A 15,638-nucleotide genomic window follows, 5' to 3' on the forward strand; every position below is an offset into this window, starting at 1 on the left:
CGGGCGCGCCCGCGGTCCCGTCCTCACCGTCAATCTCACCCGATACCCACCATGACCAAACCCGCCAATCTCGTCACTTCGATCACCGTCGCGATCGACGCCCCCGCTTCCGTCGTCTGGGAAGTGCTGACCGACTTCCCGCGCTACGGCGAATGGAACACGTTCTGCGTCGGCCTCGAAACGACCGGCCGGATCGGCGACTTCGTGTACATGCAGGTGCGCATTCCGGGCACGGAGACGGTGATTCCCGTCAACGAAATCCTCGTCGCGTGCGAGCCCGAGCGCCTGCTGTCGTGGGAGCAGCGCCCGACCGACGACAACAAGGACGCCGCGCGCCGCGACCAGTACGTCGAAGCCGACGGCGCCGAACGCTGCCGCTACTTCACGACCGATCAGTTTCTCGGCATCAACGCGGAAACGATCATGCGCGAGCACGGCGGCTGGGTAAAACAGGGGTTCGACCAGTGCGCGCGCGACGTGAAGCGGCGCGCGGAAGCGCTGTACGCGTCACGTCGGCGCAAAAGCGCGTGACGGAGCACGGCCGATGTCCGCGCGCGCCGTGGCATCGCTGCACGGCGTGCGCGTCGCGGGCCCCCGCGTTCAGTCGAGACGGAAGGCCGCCTCGAAACGCTCGGCGAACGCGTCGAACTCGCTTTCCGGCAGATGGTTGATGCCGCCCGCGCGCTTGCGCCCGCCGCCGGTCGGGAAACCGCGGCAGAATTCGTCGGCGCCGAGCGGCCGGCCGTCGGGCACGCGCACGCTGACGACGAGCCCGCCCTGCGCACGCGGCGACAGCACCGCGAGCGCCGCATGCGGTGCATTGCGCATCCGCTCGTTCGCGAGCATCCCCGTCGCGCGCCGCGCCCACGGATGATCCGGCATCCTGATCAGCGTCGCGCCCGGCACGTCACGCAACGGGGCGAGCGCGCATGCACGCGCCATGTCGTCGCGATAGCCGTCGCGCAGCGCGGCGAACACCGGCGTGCCGCGCACGAAGTCGAGCGGATCCGCGCACGGCAGCATCGCATCGGCCAGCACGGCCGGATCGAAATGCAGATCGTCGACGCAGTCGCCGTATGCGTTGTAGTTCAGGTAGAGCCCGAGTTCGGCGAGCGTGCCGCGCTCGGTCTCGTCGAGCGCGCATTCGCGCGCAAGCGCGTCGCCGAGCGCCGGCAGTTCGTCGCCGAACGCCGCGACGATCGCCCAGCGCACATGGCGGCCGCCGAGATGGCGGTTCACGAGCGCGCTCGTGCAGACGTCGGCGGCCGTATCGATATACGCGTCGAAGCGCGGATCGCCCGGCAGCTCGCCCGCGAAGTGATGGTCGAAGTAGCGGACCGCCGCGCCGTCGCGCAGCAGCCGCGCGCAGGCGTCGCGGTTCTGGTCGTGCGACACGTCGAGCACGGTCACGCGGTCGCCGGCTCGCGCGTCGATTCGCTCGAGCAGCCTGATGTCGCGCTTCACGCCGGTCACGAGCGTGCCGCGTTCGCCCTCCGCGAGCCGCAGTTGCTGCAGCGCGCACAGGCCGTCCGCGTCGCCGTTGAACGCGAAGAAATGTCGTCCCCGCCGGGGTTCCCGTTCCTGCATCATCCGTCGCTCCGTCCTCAGGGCATGAAGTCGCCGCCGTTCGCGTCCAGCGTCGCGCCGGTCACCGCATTCGCGTAATCCGACGCGAGGAACAGCGCCGCGCGCGCGCAGTCGTCGTCGGTCGGCAGCTTCGCGAGCGCGATGTTCGATGCAATCGGCGCGATGATCTCCTCCTCCGTCATCCCGTACTCGGCCGCCGCCTGCCGGAAATACGTCTGCGTCGGCACGCCCCACATCCAGCCCATGTGGATGCTGTTCGCGCGGATCCCGTGCACGCCGAGCTCGCGTGCCAGGTATTTTGCCGCAACCGCGAGCGCGCCCTTCGACATAGCGTAGCCCGATTCCCCTGCAAACGGCTTGCGGGTCGCCTGCGTGTTGATCATCACGATTGCGCCGCGTTTCTGCCGCTTCATGTACGGGACGATTTCCTGCGTGAGCGTCATCGTGCCGAACACGTTGGTGTCGAACACCGCGCGCCAGCCATCGAGATCGGCTTCCTCGACCGCCTCCGGAAACGTGCCGTGCACGAACGCGCTGTTCACGAGCGCGTCGATCCGGCCGAAGCGCTCGACCGTCTGCGTCGCGAGCTGCCGGCACTGCGCGCGCTCGGCGATGTCGGTTCGCACCTTCAGCACGTCGCACGCGACGCCGAGTGCGCGGATCCGCGCCTGAGCGTCGTCGAGCTTTTCCATCGTGCGTGCCGCGACGACCACGCCGCGCGCGCCCTCGCGTGCCGCCTCGACGGCGAGCTTCACCCCGAGCCCCGGCCCGATTCCGGAAATCACGACGATCTTGTCCTTCAGCAACATGGGTTGTCTCCTGGTTGTCGTTGGTGTCGCGGGCGCGCCGTCAGCCGGCCGCCCGCAGGTGCCGCGCGCGATACGCGGCGAAGTCGTGCGCCAGTTGCGCATCGGTGAAGCCGAAGCGCGCGATTGAATAGTCGTGCGCGGCGCGCCCGTCGCGGCCGTTGCGCGCCATCCAGTCCGTCATCGCCGCGCGCTGCAGTGCATCGAGCGGCATGCCGGCGAAGCGGTACACTGCTTGCGCGACGCCGAGCGGATTCGACACGGTGTCCTCGAAACGCACGTCAAGAAACCGCCCGGCCGGCAGCGCGTCGCGCGCCGCCATCGCCGCGCCGATCGCGCGCGCCATCCCCGCGTTCCACTGCGCGCCGACCGTGCGCGGATCCGGGTCGTCCGCGTACATCTGCCACAGCGTGTGCGCCATGCTCGCCATCGACGGAATCGTCTGCGCCGGATCGCGATGCGTGAGCACCACCTGCGCGCGCGGAAACACGCGGCACAGCACGTCGAGCGCATGCAGGTGCTGCGGCGTCTTCAGCAGCCAGCGCTCGGCCGGCGCGACGCCGCGCCGCGCCTTCTGCCACTGCAGGAACTGCAGCATCCGCTTCAGATACGTATAGACGGGCGTCAGGTCCTGCTTCGCGAGCCACGCCGTATAGCCCGGCACGTTGGCGTACGAATCCATCGCGCACACGAACGAATGCTCCATCAGCATGAACTCCTCGTCGGCGAGCATCGCGTCGAGCGGATGGATCGTCAGGATCTGCGGGATGCAGTCGATCATCGTCGCGACCTCGGCCCGCGCGCGCGCGATGCGCACGGTCGGCGCGTCGAGCGTCTCGCCGGCGAGCGGCGCCGGATAACGCGTTTCCCACCACGCGGCCGAATGAAAGCGCGGGTCGACCGCGAGCAGCCGCTGCAGCAGCGTCGTGCCGGTGCGCGGCAGCCCGACGATCACGAGCGGATCGTCGATCTCGATGTCGGCGATCTCCGGATGACGGCGGCAGTAATCCTCGACGACGAGGCGGTTCGCGAGCTGGCCGACGAGCTTCTCGCGCATCATCTCCGCGCCGCGTGCGGAGAGCCGCGCCTCGTCGATCAGCGATGCGCACATCACGTCGAGCGCCTCGCGATACGGGCCGTCGCCGAACGCGGCGAGACCGCCCGTGCGCGACACGGCCTCGGCGATCAGCCCGTCGGCATCGAGCAGCGTGCGGGTCCGGTCGGGCGGCGCGTTCATGCGGCCTCCTTCAGCGCGGCGAGCTTGACGACGCGCGTGCGCGGATGCACCGGCTGCGCGGCGCCGACCCAGCGCCAGCAGATCGTGCCGGTGCGATGCCCGGCCGTATCGAGCCAGTTCGCGTCGCCCGGCCGCGACGCGGCGACCACCACCGTCACGCCGCCGTCGGCATTCAGGCGCGCGCCGTGCTTGTTCACGCAGATGTCGAAGTGCCGGTAGTCGAGCGACTCCATCCAGTAGTTGTTGAGCTGCACGTTCCAGAAGTCGCAGTCGGGCACCGTGTCGACGTCGATCACGAGCGCCTCGTCGTCCGCCAGCGACCAGCACGAGTGGTAGTAGTAGATGTTCGGATCGCCGCCGACCGACTGGCACAGCGCCTGGTCCGCGGGCGGCAGCGCGTTCACGTGCGCCCCGTAGCTCGCGGCCCAGTCGGCAAACAGCTTCGACGTCTGCTCGACGAACCGCGCGGCGCACATGAGGCCGCCCTGCAGCACGAGCGGGTCGAGCGGCGCCGGGCGCGCGTGCGCGCCGATGCGCTCGATCTTCAGTTGCGCGGGCGTCTCCGCGCGCCGGTCGAGGAAGGTCTGGCGCACCAGCAGCGCGTTCGTATCCGGCTCCATGCGTACCCAGTTGCCCGCGCGCGGCGTCGCGCTCAGCACGATCTCGAAGCTGCCGTCCGGCGCGATCTCGAGCTGCTTCGGATCGAGAAACCCGGTCTGCAGCATCTTGCCGTCCGTCTCGTAGCCGCCCTTCTGCGTGCCGAAGCTCAGGTACGCGACCGTGCCGCGCCGCCCCGTCACGCGATAGTCGCAGCGGCCGTCGAGGCGCGCGTACTGGTACAGGTTGTCGGGATTGTCGGCGCCGATCTTCGCGGTCTCGTGCGACGGCGAGAAGAAGCCGGGCCATGCGCCGTCCGCGAACTCGACGTGCATTTCGAGCGCGATGCGCAACAGCCGGCTCAGGTAGCGGAACCCTTCCGCGCGCGTGAGCGGATCGCCCGGCGCCTCGGCGCGCAGGATCTGCTGTCCGCTGCGCTTCAGGGTGTCGCAGAAATCGGCCCAGGTCTGGCCCGAAAGCAGTTGCGTGGCGCGTGTGTCTTCCGTCATGTGTCGTCTCCGCCGATGGTCGAGCGCTCACCTTAAGCGAGCGCTCCACGCGCCACTTCGTCCGGGTGGACTAAGGAAAGATCCGCTGCGCCGCCGTGCCGCGGTTTAGTCCACCCGGACGAAGAGCGGCACCGCCGTGGCTCGATACCGTTGGCGTCATGCACGAAACGCCGCACATGTCGCGCGGCGCCGGCATGCAACAAGGAGACGAACGATGTTGACCCACTTGGAGCGACTGGAGGCCGAAAGCATCCACATCATGCGCGAGGTGGTCGCCGAAAGCGAAAACCCGGTGATGCTCTATTCGATCGGCAAGGACAGCTCGGTCATGCTGCATCTCGCGATGAAGGCGTTCTACCCGGCGAAGCCGCCCTTTCCGCTGCTGCACGTCGATACGACGTGGAAGTTCCGCGAGATGATCGCGTTTCGCGACGCGACCGCCGAGCGTCTCGGCCTCGACCTGCGCGTGCACATCAACCCCGACGGCGTGGCGAACGACATCAATCCGTTCACGCACGGCTCGGCCGTGCACACCGACGTGTGGAAGACGCAAGGGCTCAAGCAGGCGCTCGACCACTATGGCTTCGACGCCGCGTTCGGCGGCGCGCGCCGCGACGAGGAGAAATCGCGCGCGAAGGAGCGCATCGTGTCGCTGCGCTCCGAGCAGCACCGCTGGGACCCGAAACGCCAGCGGCCCGAACTCTGGTCGCTGTACAACGCACGCAAGCGCCGCGGCGAAAGCCTGCGCGTGTTTCCGATTTCCAACTGGACCGAGCTCGACATCTGGCAATACATCCGGCTGCACGACATTCCGATCGTGCCGCTCTACTACGCGAAGGAGCGACCCGTGGTCGAGCGCGACGGCGCGCTGATCATGGTCGACGACGAACGCCTGCCGCTGCGCGAGGGCGAAGTGCCGCAGCTGCGCAAGGTGCGCTTTCGCACGCTCGGCTGCTATCCGCTCACGGGCGCGATCGACAGCGACGCGAGCTCGCTCGACGAGATCCTGCAGGAGATGCGCGACACGCGCACGTCCGAGCGCCAGGGACGCCTGATCGACAGCGATTCGGCCGGCTCGATGGAAAAGAAGAAACAGGAGGGATATTTCTGATGGCACACGCACTCACCGCGCCCGGGGCGCTCGCGCACCCGACTCCCGTCCCGCACGCCGACGATGCCCGGACGAAGGAGCTGCTGCGCTTCATCACGTGCGGCAGCGTCGACGACGGCAAGAGCACGCTGATCGGCCGCCTGCTCTACGAATCGAACATGCTGTTCGACGACCAGCTGACCCAGCTCGAAGCCGATTCGAAGAAAGTCGGCACGCAAGGCGGCGACCTCGATTTCGCGCTGCTCGTCGACGGCCTGTCGGCCGAGCGTGAACAGGGCATCACGATCGACGTCGCGTACCGCTTCTTCGCGACCGCGCGACGCAAGTTCATCGTCGCCGATACGCCCGGCCACGAGCAATACACGCGCAACATGATCACCGGCGCGTCGACCGCCGACCTCGCGGTGATCCTGATCGACGCGCGCAAGGGCGTGCTCACGCAAACCCGCCGCCACAGCCATCTCGTCGCGCTGATCGGCATCAGGCGCGTCGTGCTCGCAATCAACAAGATGGATCTGGTCGACTACGACCGTGCGATGTTCGAGCGCATCGACGCCGACTATCGCGCGTTCGCGGCCGAGCTCGGTCTCGACGAGATCGTCAGCATTCCGATGTCCGCGCTGCGCGGCGACAACGTGATCGCGTCGAGCACGCGGATGCCGTGGTACGCGGGTCCGCCGCTGATGCAGCATCTCGACACGCTGCCGCTCGTCGAGCGCATGACGCGCGACGAACCGTTCCGCCTGCCGGTGCAATGGGTCAACCGTCCGCATCTGAACTTCCGCGGCTATGCCGGCAGCATCGCGTCCGGCGAAGTGCGCGTCGGCGAACGCGTGCGCGTGCTGCCGTCCGGCCGGGAAAGCCGCGTCGCGTCGGTGATCACGCCGGCCGGCGAAGCCGACGTCGCGCGTGCCGGCGAAGCGGTGACGCTCACGCTCGCCGACGAAATCGACATCAGCCGCGGCGACATGATCGCGCGCGCCGACGCGCCGCCGGAGGTGGCCGATCAGTTCGAGGCGACGCTCGTGTGGATGCACGACGACCCGCTGCTGCCCGGCCGGCCGTATCTCGTGAAGCTCGGCACGCAGACGGTCGGCGCGACCTGCGCGACGCCGAAGTACAAGATCGACGTGAACACGCGCGAGCATCTCGCCGCGCGCACGCTCGCGCTGAACGAGATCGGCGTGTGCAACCTGAGCTTCGACCGGCCCGTCGCGTTCGATCCGTACGCCCAGAACCGTCATACCGGCGGCTTCATCGTGATCGACCGCTTCACCAACGACACGGTCGGCGCCGGGATGCTGCACTTCGCGCTACGCCGCGCGCACAACGTGCACTGGCAGGCCGTCGACATCGACCGCGATGCGCGCGCGGCGCAGAAGGCGCAGACGCCGCGCATCGTGTGGCTGACCGGGCTGTCCGGCGCGGGCAAGTCGACGATCGCGAACCTCGTCGAGCAGCGGCTGCATGCGCTCGGCAAGCACACGTACCTGCTCGACGGCGACAACGTGCGGCACGGGCTCAACCGCGATCTCGGCTTCACCGAGGCCGATCGCGTGGAGAACATCCGGCGCGTGGCCGAAGTCGCACGGCTGATGCTCGATGCCGGGCTCATCACGCTCGTGTCGTTCATCTCGCCGTTCCGCGCGGAACGCGACATGGCGCGCGCGCTGGTCGGCCCCGACGAGTTCGTCGAAGTGTTCGTCGACACGCCGCTCGCGGTTGCCGAGAAACGCGATCCGAAGGGGCTGTACAAGAAGGCGCGCAAGGGCGAACTGAAACACTTCACCGGCATCGACTCGCCGTACGAGCCGCCCGCGCAGCCGGAACTGCGCATCGACACGGTGGCCGAGTCGCCGCAAGCGGCGGCGGACCGCATCGTCGCGTACCTGCTGCGCGAGCGCGTCGCCTGACCCTCGCCGGCCGCGTCGCACGGGCACGGCCCGCGTCGTCTACTCCGTTCGGATGACGCGGGCCGCCGGCCGGCCGGTATGCTGGGTCGGAAGCATTCACCCCGCCCCAGGAGAACTCGAGCATGCGGATCGCGCTGGCGCCCGACGACACGGCCGCGCACGACGGTTTCGACGCCGCGGCATGGACGGCCCGCGAACTCAGCGCGTGGCTCGGACTCGTCTATCAGGGCCTGTCCGAAGCGACGCCATGGGCGGGCTTTCTCGAAGCGATCCGCGTGCGGCTCGACGCGCGCTTCACGACGCTCGTGCTGCGCAACCCCGGCGGCTCGCGGCGCGGGCTCATCATCAACGCATCGGCCGACGGCCCGCTGCTGCCCGGAGAGCCGTCGTACAGCGAGCAGTTCTACGCGCTGTGCCCGTTTCTCGACCAGCCTCCCGGCCAGGTGTTCACGGCCGACGGGCTGTTCGGCGCCGCCCGCTGGCGCGCGCACGATTTCTACCGGCAGTACCTGCAGCCCCTCGACCTGCGCTTCATTCTCGGCGCGAACCTGCGCGGCGAGCGCGGCGTCGAGTGCGCGTTCTTCGTGAGCCGCGCGCATCACGCCCGCGATTTCGACGCGTCCGAACGCGCGCGGGTCGCGACGCTGCTGCCCCACCTGCAGCGCGCGGTCGAGCTGCATGCGGCGCTCGACGTGCTCGATGCCGAGCGCGCGCTGTACGCGGGCACCGTCGACCGGCTCGACGTCGGCACCGCGATCCTCGACGAGGACGGCCGCGTGATCAAGCACAACCGCATCGCCGAACGGCTGATCGCGCAGCAGGACGGACTGTGCCTGCGCGAGGCGCGGCTCCACGCGTCGTGCCCGCTCGACGAGCGCCGGCTGCAGAAGGCGCTGCAAGCCGCGCTCGAGCATTTCCGCGCGGGCGCGCTGGGGCGCATCGAGGCCACCACGCTGTCGCGCCCCGGCGGCGCGATGCCGTTGAACGTGCTGCTGCGCCCGCTTGCGCCCTATCGCGGCGCGGAGGACCGCCAGCATCGGCCGGCCGTCGCGGTGTTCGTCCGCGATCCGGCGTCGTCGCCGCAGACCTCGCGCGACATGTTGCACCGGCTGTTTCGCCTCACGCCGATGGAAACCGAGATCGCACTGCTGCTCGTCGACGGCCTGACGCTCGACGAAGCGGCCGCCGCCACCGGCATCACGAAGAACACCGCCCGCGCGCACCTGCGCGGAATCTTCGCGAAGACGGGCGCGACGCGCCAAGCCGTGCTCGTGAAAATGCTTTTGAACAGCGTCGTGTCGATGGCGTAGCGGCACCGCCCCCCGGGTGACGCCGCTGACGGTGCGAAGCAGCCCGCCGAGTGCTGGTTGCCGTTCGTTTTATCGGCAACCCATGTCATACGTCATCAGACATGATCGAGCGCAATGATCTCCCGACGCGATTGGCCAATATTTGGGTGAATTTCGGGTAAACCCGCGAGGCCATGCCCGAATCTGAGGCGTACCATGTCATACGACGACATACTACTTAGATCACCACCCGACGCCGACGCGGGCCGCCGCCCTCGTCCGCCGCCCGACCGGAGACTCCCTTGACCACGCCTGCCCTGCCCGGCCGCGACCCGCTCGCGTCCGCCGTCTCGAAAGTGAAATGGCACGTGCTGCCGCTCGTGCTGATCATGTTCATCGCGAACTACATCGACCGCGTGAACGTCGGCTTCGTCGATCGCCACCTCGAAGCGTCGATCGGTATCGGCGCGGCCGCGTACGGCCTCGGTGCCGGCCTGTTCTTCGTCGGCTACGCGCTGTTCGAAGTGCCGTCCAACCTGCTGATGCAGCGCTACGGCGCGCGCATCTGGCTCGCGCGGATCATGGCGACGTGGGGCATCGTCGCCGCCGCGATGGCGTTCGTGTGGAACGACACGTCGTTCTACGTGCTGCGCTTCCTGCTCGGCGCGGCCGAGGCCGGCTTCTTCCCCGGCATCGTGCTGTACCTGTCGCAATGGCTGCCGCCGCAGGAGCGCGGCAAGGCGATGGCGATCTTCCTCGGCGGCTCCGCGTTCGCGTCGGTGCTGTCCGGGCCCGTCACCGGCGCGCTGCTGTCGATCCACGGCTTCGGCCTGCAAGGCTGGCAGTGGATGTTCCTGATCGAAGGGATGTTCTCGGTCGCGCTGTGCGGCGCGAGCTGGCTGCTGCTGAAGTCGCACATCCGCGACGCGACGTGGCTCACCGCCGACGAACGCGCGGCGCTCCAAAACGCACTCGATGAAGAACGCGCGACCCGCGACGTGCGCTCGAAAGTGCACGTATCCGCCGCCACGCTGCTGCGCGACCCGCAGATCATGCTGTTCTGCTTCCTGTATTTCGCGATCCAGCTGACGATCTACGCGGCCACCTTCTGGCTGCCGACCATCATCCGCAAGATGGGCGGCCTCACCGATTTCCAGGTCGGTCTCTACAACACGATTCCGTGGATGATCGCAATCGGCGCGATGTACGGCTTCGCGGTGCTGTCCGCGAAGTGGAAGCACCCGCAGCGCTGGCTGTCGTCCGCGCTCGTGCTGGCCGCGTGCGGGCTGTTCGCGTCGACGTCGCACGATCCGGTCTGGTCGTTCGCGTCGATCTGCTTCGCCGCGCTCGGCTTCAAGGCCGCGGCATCGCTGTTCTGGCCGATCCCGCAGGGCTACCTCGACACACGCGTGGCCGCCGCCGTGATCGCGCTGATCAACTCGATCGGCAACCTCGGCGGCTTCGTCGCGCCAACGGCCTTCGGCTATCTGAAGCAACATACGGGTTCGATCACGGGCGGCCTGTATGCGCTCGCGATCGCCTCCCTCGTCGCCGCGGTCGCCGCGCTGTTCGCCCGCACGCACCGGCGCAGCGATCCGCCGCGCGGCCTGCCGGCCGACGAGTCCTTCACGAACCCCACCATGCTCCGTCATGCCGAACACTGACCGCCTGACCGTCGTCGTCTCGAATGCCGTCGACGGCGACCTCGCCACGTTCTCGCTCACTTCCGACGGCGCGCTCGCGCCGCTCGCCCGCTACCCGGCCGGCGACGTCGCGATGCCGGTCGCCGTGCAGCCCGATCACGCGCGGCTGTACGTCGCGACGCGCGGCGCAGAACCGACGATCGTCGCGTTCCGCGTCGCGACGGGCACCGGCGCGCTCGCCCGCATCGGCGCGACCGCGATCGACGCGAGCCACGCGTACCTGTCGCTCGATCGCAGCGGCCGCTGGCTGCTCGGCGCGTCGTACGGCGGCAACGCGCTGAGCCTCTACGACGCCGTGCGCGTGCGCGACGGCGACGGCGAGCCGCTGCAGGTCGCGGACGGCATCGCGAACGCGCATGCCGTCGTCGTATCGCCGGACAATCGGTTCGCATACGTGAGCTCGCTCGGCTCGGACCGGATCTTCACGTTCGCGCTGGTCGAGAATGCCGACGGCCTGCGCGCGGTCGAGCACGGCGAAACGCGCGTGCCGGGCGGCTTCGGCCCGCGTCACCTGCGCTTCGCGTGCGACGGCCGCACGCTCGTCGCGGTCAGCGAGTTCGAGGCCACGCTCGCGGCCTTCCCGCGCGACATCGACAGCGGCCGCCTCGGCGACGCACAGATCAGCGCGCGCCACCCGGCCGTCGCCGACCTCGCGCAAGGCCATGCGCGCCCGCCCGCGCCGACCGAACCCGCCGTGTGGGCCGCCGATCTCCACCTGACGCCCGACGAGCGCTTCGCGTATGTCAGCGAACGCACGTCGAGCCAGTTGCTCTGCTATCACCGCCCTGCGGACGGCACCTTCGAACCCGCGCACGCGACGGCCACCGAAACGCAGCCGCGCGGCTTCGCGATCGATCCGTCGGGACGCTGGCTCGTCGCATGCGGCGAGCAGTCGGAATACGTGGCGGTCTACGCGATCGCGCCAGGCGACGGCACGCTGTCGTTGCACGCGCGCGTGCCGGGCGGTCGCGGGGCGAACTGGGTTGCGATCGTCTGACGGGTCGAGTGACCGATGGATCGCACGATCGATTGATCGATGCAGGTCACACGACCGACACCGGCCCGCGCCGCCCTGCGCGCCGTCAGCGCCGCTCGCTCGGCGCGACGCCGGTCCAGCGCTTGAACGCACGCGTGAAATTGGCGCGGTCGGTATAGCCGACCCGCGCCGCGATCTCGTCGACCGGCAGGCGCGTGCCCTCGAGCAACCGGAGCGCATCGCGCAGCCGGATCTCGTCGAGCAGCGCCGAATAGGTCGCGCCGAATTCCGCGAGCTTGCGTTTCAGCGTGCGCGCCGATACATGCAGCTCGCGCGCGACTTCGTCCACCGACGGATAACCGGCGTCGCCGCAGATCAGCAGGTTGCGCACGCGCTCGACGATGCTTTCCGCATAGCCGAGCCGCGCGAGCTCGGCCTCGCATTGCTGGACGATCATTTGTGCGGTCTGCGCGTTCGCTGTGCCGATCGGCTCGTCGAGAAGCGCCGCATCGCAGCGGATGCGGTTCGCGCTTGCGTCGAAATGACAGCGCGGCAGCCGCGCGCGATAGCGCTCGAACCACGGTGGTTCGGGCCATTCGAAGTGCAGCTCCGCGCGCGACTGCAGCGTGCGACCGGGCGCCGGATCGAGCAGCGAGTTGAACAGGATCGCCGTCTCGACCAGGAAGTTCTCCACCGCGAACTGGCGCAGCCGGCCGAGCGGAAATGCCTCGAGCACGTCGATATCGACGATCCCGTCGAGCTGCGCGAGTCGCACCGAAAAGAACGGCACGCGCGTCGGCAGATAGCGGATCCCGAGCGCGATCGCCTCGCCGAGCGTCGCGCAACTCATCAGCCCGAAGCCGATCAGCCCGGATTTCGTGAGACTGCTGCGCAGGCCGATCTCGATCGCGATCGACGGGTCGTCCGTCGCCTCGAGCAGGTTGAACACGATCGCCGCCTGCTGCAGCGGCGTGATGCGCGCGTCGGGCCGGGCAAGCCGGTCGCGCTCGACGCCCGACCCGGCGAGAATCCGGCCGCCGTCGATGCCGCGCTCCTCGGCGAGCATCAGCATGAACAGCGCATACGCGGACGATACCGTCGCCTTGTTCAGCTGGCGCGCGGCATCCGGAACGGACAAGGCCATGCGGCGGACTCCGGATCGGTTTCGGCGGATTGTAGCGCCGCTGGCCCGCAATGACACCATGACGGCACTCTACCCGCACGGCGCCGCATCGCAGGCCGGCGGGCGGGCCCACGTGGCCCGAAATGACACCATCATTGGCACCGGCGGCCCTCGCATGTGCCATGCGGCGCGCCTATGCTTGTCGCATCGGCATTGCGCCCCACTCTTTCCGCACGGATTCCGGTCGATGAGCCAATCTGCACGAACCGTCTTTCGCCACGACGCCGACAAGGTCGCGTACGTCCGCCGCGAGGTCAACGCCGCGAGCGACGCGATCCGCGCGCGCTTTCCGCTGCTCGACAACCAGAACCTCGTCGGCGCGACCGTGATGGCCGTGTCGGTGAGCGCGATGCTCGCGATCGCCTGGCTGTATGCGCGCGGCGCGATCGCGTGGTACGTCGCGCTGCCGCTCGCCGCGTTCGTCACGTCGCTGATCCACGAGCTCGAGCACGACCTGATCCACCTGATGTACTTCAAGAAGACGCCGTGGGCCTATCACCTGATGATGGCGCTGTGCTGGCTCACGCGGCCGGGCACGATCAACCCGTGGACGCGCCGGCGCATGCACCTGCATCACCACAAGGTGTCGGGCGGCGAATCCGATCTCGAGGAATTCGGCATCACCAACGGCGAACGCTGGGGCGTGAAGCGGCTGCTGATGATCGCGGACGGAATGCTCGCCGTCGTGCTGCGGCCGGACGCGATGCGCCGCAAGGTCAAGCAGTACGTGGCCGCGCAGCCGGTGCAGAATGCGGCCGAACGCGCGCAACTGCGCATCGAGCAGGTGTCGTCCTACATGCCGATCGGTCACCTGTACTACGCGCTGTGGCACGCGTTCATCGTCTATCACGCCGGCCTGTTCGCGCTGCATTCGTTCGGCCATGCGGTGACCGTGCCGGCCGTCGTCGAGCGCGTGATGCACGTCGTCGATTTCCTCGCGGTCGTTTGGCTCGGGCCGAACTTCGTGCGCAGCTTCTGCATCAACTTCGTCAGCTCGAACATGCATTACTTCGGCGACATCGATTCCCGCAACGTGATCCAGCAGACCCAGGTGCTCAACCCGTGGTGGATGCTGCCGTTCCAGCTGTTCTGCTTCAACTTCGGCAGTACGCACGCGATCCATCACTTCGTGGTGCGCGATCCGTTCTACATCCGGCAGCTGACCGCGCGCACCGCGCATCAGGTACTGCGTGAAGTCGGCGTGCGATTCAACGACGTCGGTACGTTCGCGCGTGCGAATCGCTGGGGCGCGTATCGTCCGGTTCGCGGTGTGCGCGGCACGCGGCGGGCCGACGCTTGACGGCAACGCGTGGCGTCGCTCGTCGCGCCGGTCCCGTTAGTCCATCAGTCGCCGATCGGCGGCATCGGCCCCTGCCCGCGGATCCACGCCCAGTTCGCGAGTTCGGCCATTTCCTTGTCGCCGCGGCTGTCGCCGTAGGCGAACAGCTTCGCCGGCAGCCGATTGCCCCACCAGCCGTGCAAGCGCACGACCTTCTGCGGGCCCCAGCAGTTCTCGCCGTTCAGTCGTCCGGTGAACGTGCCGCGCTCGAACGCGAGGCGCGTCGCGAGCACCGTGTCGATGCCGGCCGTCTTCGCCCACTTCTCCAGATACAGCGACGGCGACGCGCTGACCAGCACGACTTCATGCCCGCGCGCCTGATGCTCGCGCACCCGTTCCAGCATGTCCGGGCGCACGAGGTTCGGCAGGTAGCCGTCGACGAAGCTGCGCGCCAATCCGTCGAGCGCGTCCTCGCGGATCGGCCCGAGCGCGAACCACGCGAACTTCGCCTTCGCATCGCCGCGCGACAGCAGCCCGGCCTTCATCGCGACGATCCACGGCAACGCGCGCAGCCCGGCCCATGCGAAACGCGGCGTGCCGACCGCGTAGCGGACGAAATGGCGAAAGCTGTCGGTAGTCGTGATGGTGCCGTCGAAATCGAATGCGGCGACGATGCGGTCGGTCATGGAGAATCGGCGGGAAAGCGGTGAGATGCCCGGGAAGATAGCAGACTCGCGGTGCCATGGGTCCCGGCACGGGTGTGAATGTGGGCGCGGCTCTTCTGCGCAGCCGCATTCGAAACGTCGCTGGGCCGCCGTGCGAGCCGCGGGAGGCGGCTTCCCGGCCGATTTTGTCGGATTGCCAAAGGGAGTGGCGGCCCTCCGCCAGAGTTTGCTATACTCTCGGTCTTCCGGAGAGATGGATGAGTGGTTTAAGTCGCACGCCTGGAAAGCGTGTATAGGTTAATCGCCTATCGGGGGTTCGAATCCCCCTCTCTCCGCCAGAATGCATAAAAAAGCCCCGCAAACTCAATGATTTGCGGGGCTTTTTGTTTTTGGCCGCGTCACACGGCCCATCATCAGGCAGAAGTCCGCCAGCGCCGGCGAACTTCATTCCGGCTCCATCGGCACAACGCGCGGCTGTTGCATCACGATCGCCATGGAGCCGCGCGCAAAAACGACATCCATTGAAGCAAAAAACCACCGAACAAGGATATGCGTCCACCGCTGTCCGCCGCCATTGCTCAAACTAAATCGCTCGAACATCACGTCGCACTTGCCCCCTTGCAAAACGGCAGCGGACGTGACCTGCTTCAATCGGCAAGGAGTCAACGCGTCGATCAGGCGACGGCGCTCCGCGATACGGTGATGCGGTGATGCGGTTCGCGTTGCCGGATTGATGCGAGGTCTGGCCACGTCGGTCAGTTGCAGTGACGCGACGAGCAGTGT

At 68.3% G+C, this 15,638-nt stretch carries 14 protein-coding genes and 1 tRNA gene; 8 read left to right on the top strand and 7 right to left on the bottom strand.

Annotated elements, in window-relative coordinates:
- Window positions 1-51 precede the first annotated feature (51 nt).
- A complete protein-coding gene (locus ACV22W_RS30435; RefSeq protein ID WP_448023115.1) occupies window positions 52-531 on the top strand; it encodes an SRPBCC domain-containing protein in 480 nt (159 codons plus the stop codon).
- A gap of 69 nt (window positions 532-600) precedes the next feature.
- Here the strand turns inward: ACV22W_RS30435 and ACV22W_RS30440 are convergent, their stop codons facing one another.
- From ACV22W_RS30440 to ACV22W_RS30455, 4 genes are read right to left on the bottom strand one after another with little or no spacing between them, the layout of a single operon-like run.
- Entirely contained in the window at window positions 601-1,590 is a 990-nt protein-coding gene (locus tag ACV22W_RS30440) for an acetyltransferase (RefSeq protein ID WP_448023116.1), read from the bottom strand.
- Between the two features lie 14 nt (window positions 1,591-1,604).
- The gene (locus tag ACV22W_RS30445; protein ID WP_448023117.1) at window positions 1,605-2,396 is read right to left on the bottom strand and encodes an SDR family oxidoreductase; all 792 of its coding nucleotides are present in this window, start codon (window positions 2,394-2,396) and stop codon (window positions 1,605-1,607) included.
- A 40-nt stretch (window positions 2,397-2,436) separates the two neighbouring features.
- Window positions 2,437-3,630, bottom strand: coding sequence for a sulfotransferase family protein (locus ACV22W_RS30450; protein WP_448023118.1), 1,194 nt, complete (start codon window positions 3,628-3,630; stop codon window positions 2,437-2,439).
- Window positions 3,627-4,736, bottom strand: coding sequence for a DUF1214 domain-containing protein (locus ACV22W_RS30455; protein ID WP_448023119.1), 1,110 nt, complete (start codon window positions 4,734-4,736; stop codon window positions 3,627-3,629). The genes ACV22W_RS30450 and ACV22W_RS30455 overlap by 4 nt, the downstream gene beginning before the upstream one ends.
- 136 nt (window positions 4,737-4,872) lie before the next feature.
- On the opposite strand from ACV22W_RS30455, the gene cysD reads away from it, so the two are divergent.
- The 5 genes from cysD (at window position 4,873) to ACV22W_RS30480 (ending at window position 11,749) form a co-directional block, all read left to right on the top strand.
- Window positions 4,873-5,847, top strand: coding sequence for a sulfate adenylyltransferase subunit CysD (gene cysD / locus ACV22W_RS30460; protein WP_448023120.1), 975 nt, complete (start codon window positions 4,873-4,875; stop codon window positions 5,845-5,847).
- Window positions 5,847-7,760 carry a sulfate adenylyltransferase subunit CysN gene (cysN, locus tag ACV22W_RS30465; protein WP_448023121.1) on the top strand — a complete coding sequence of 638 codons (1,914 nt, stop codon included), beginning with the start codon at window positions 5,847-5,849 and terminating at the stop codon, window positions 7,758-7,760. Before cysD ends, cysN begins: the two co-directional genes overlap by 1 nt.
- A gap of 122 nt (window positions 7,761-7,882) precedes the next feature.
- Window positions 7,883-9,070, top strand: a complete 1,188-nt coding sequence (locus ACV22W_RS30470; protein WP_448023122.1) for a helix-turn-helix transcriptional regulator — start codon at window positions 7,883-7,885, stop codon at window positions 9,068-9,070.
- 281 nt (window positions 9,071-9,351) lie between these two features.
- A complete protein-coding gene (locus tag ACV22W_RS30475; protein WP_448023123.1) occupies window positions 9,352-10,713 on the top strand; it encodes an MFS transporter in 1,362 nt (453 codons plus the stop codon).
- Window positions 10,700-11,749: a lactonase family protein gene (locus ACV22W_RS30480; protein WP_448023124.1), complete on the top strand. Its 1,050-nt coding sequence runs from the start codon at window positions 10,700-10,702 to the stop codon at window positions 11,747-11,749. Before ACV22W_RS30475 ends, ACV22W_RS30480 begins: the two co-directional genes overlap by 14 nt.
- A gap of 85 nt (window positions 11,750-11,834) precedes the next feature.
- On the opposite strand, the gene ACV22W_RS30485 is transcribed toward ACV22W_RS30480, so the two are convergent.
- Complete coding sequence (locus tag ACV22W_RS30485) at window positions 11,835-12,872, bottom strand: AraC family transcriptional regulator (RefSeq protein ID WP_321852492.1); 1,038 nt, start codon at window positions 12,870-12,872, stop codon at window positions 11,835-11,837.
- A 226-nt stretch (window positions 12,873-13,098) separates the two neighbouring features.
- On the opposite strand from ACV22W_RS30485, the gene ACV22W_RS30490 reads away from it, so the two are divergent.
- Window positions 13,099-14,211: a fatty acid desaturase gene (locus tag ACV22W_RS30490; RefSeq protein WP_448023125.1), complete on the top strand. Its 1,113-nt coding sequence runs from the start codon at window positions 13,099-13,101 to the stop codon at window positions 14,209-14,211.
- A 44-nt stretch (window positions 14,212-14,255) separates the two neighbouring features.
- Here the strand turns inward: ACV22W_RS30490 and ACV22W_RS30495 are convergent, their stop codons facing one another.
- The gene (locus ACV22W_RS30495; protein WP_448023126.1) at window positions 14,256-14,876 is read right to left on the bottom strand and encodes an HAD family hydrolase; all 621 of its coding nucleotides are present in this window, start codon (window positions 14,874-14,876) and stop codon (window positions 14,256-14,258) included.
- A 226-nt stretch (window positions 14,877-15,102) separates the two neighbouring features.
- Between ACV22W_RS30495 and ACV22W_RS30500 the strand changes: the two genes are divergently transcribed.
- Window positions 15,103-15,193: transfer RNA gene (locus ACV22W_RS30500), tRNA-Ser, on the top strand.
- A 106-nt stretch (window positions 15,194-15,299) separates the two neighbouring features.
- Here the strand turns inward: ACV22W_RS30500 and ACV22W_RS30505 are convergent.
- Entirely contained in the window at window positions 15,300-15,605 is a 306-nt protein-coding gene (locus ACV22W_RS30505; protein ID WP_448023127.1) for a hypothetical protein, read from the bottom strand.
- Window positions 15,606-15,638 lie beyond the last annotated feature (33 nt).

The organism is Burkholderia sp. AW49-1, assembly GCF_053427845.1.

Coding starts and splice junctions, on each gene's coding strand:
- ACV22W_RS30435 (WP_448023115.1), top strand. CDS start 52: ATGACCAAACCCGCCAATCTCGTCACTTCGATCACCGTCGCGATCGAC.
- ACV22W_RS30440 (WP_448023116.1), bottom strand. CDS start 1,590: ATGATGCAGGAACGGGAACCCCGGCGGGGACGACATTTCTTCGCGTTC.
- ACV22W_RS30445 (WP_448023117.1), bottom strand. CDS start 2,396: ATGTTGCTGAAGGACAAGATCGTCGTGATTTCCGGAATCGGGCCGGGG.
- ACV22W_RS30450 (WP_448023118.1), bottom strand. CDS start 3,630: ATGAACGCGCCGCCCGACCGGACCCGCACGCTGCTCGATGCCGACGGG.
- ACV22W_RS30455 (WP_448023119.1), bottom strand. CDS start 4,736: ATGACGGAAGACACACGCGCCACGCAACTGCTTTCGGGCCAGACCTGG.
- cysN (WP_448023121.1), top strand. CDS start 5,847: ATGGCACACGCACTCACCGCGCCCGGGGCGCTCGCGCACCCGACTCCC.
- ACV22W_RS30470 (WP_448023122.1), top strand. CDS start 7,883: ATGCGGATCGCGCTGGCGCCCGACGACACGGCCGCGCACGACGGTTTC.
- ACV22W_RS30480 (WP_448023124.1), top strand. CDS start 10,700: ATGCCGAACACTGACCGCCTGACCGTCGTCGTCTCGAATGCCGTCGAC.
- ACV22W_RS30485 (WP_321852492.1), bottom strand. CDS start 12,872: ATGGCCTTGTCCGTTCCGGATGCCGCGCGCCAGCTGAACAAGGCGACG.
- ACV22W_RS30490 (WP_448023125.1), top strand. CDS start 13,099: ATGAGCCAATCTGCACGAACCGTCTTTCGCCACGACGCCGACAAGGTC.
- ACV22W_RS30495 (WP_448023126.1), bottom strand. CDS start 14,876: ATGACCGACCGCATCGTCGCCGCATTCGATTTCGACGGCACCATCACG.